General features: G+C 60.8%; 1 protein-coding gene. It reads left to right on the forward strand.

Going from position 1 to position 503, the window contains the following annotated elements; genetic code table 11:
- Positions 1 to 503, forward strand: a 503-nt coding sequence (locus tag ACN6NG_RS29885) for an immunoglobulin-like domain-containing protein (RefSeq protein ID WP_474317524.1), incomplete at both ends; no start/stop codon positions are given.

The following is a 503-nucleotide window of genomic DNA, read 5'->3' on the forward strand; positions in this document are numbered from 1 at the left end:
GTGGCCAAGCTGACGGCTACCGAGCAAGTGACCGAAGGCGGCAACATCGTCTACACCGTCACCTTGACCGGCCCGACTGGCTTGCCGATCAACAACCACGGTGCCCTGACCTTCACCCTGAGCGACGGCAAAACCACCATCACCGTACCGGCTAACCAAAGCAGCGGTAGTGTGACCGTGGCTGCGCCGGACAACGTGTACATCGGCGAGTCCACCGTCAGCCTGTCGCTTCAGTCGGTGGCAGGCCCAGGTGCAAGCCGCTTCGAAGACCTCAAGCTGGACGACAAGGCTGCCAGCACCAAAGTGGTCGACGAATCAGGCGTGGGTACTCCAGGCGATAACAACCATGGCGACAAGGTCGAGCTGAGCATCGTTGCCAACCAGACGTCGGTGTTCGAGAACGAGAAGCCGACCTTCACCATCAGCATCAAGCAGGCCCTGGACCAGGACCTGACTGTGCAGCTGGGTGCAGGCAAGTCGGTGGTCATCGAGAAAGGCCAGAC

This window comes from Pseudomonas sp. TSO6 (genome assembly GCF_056098905.1).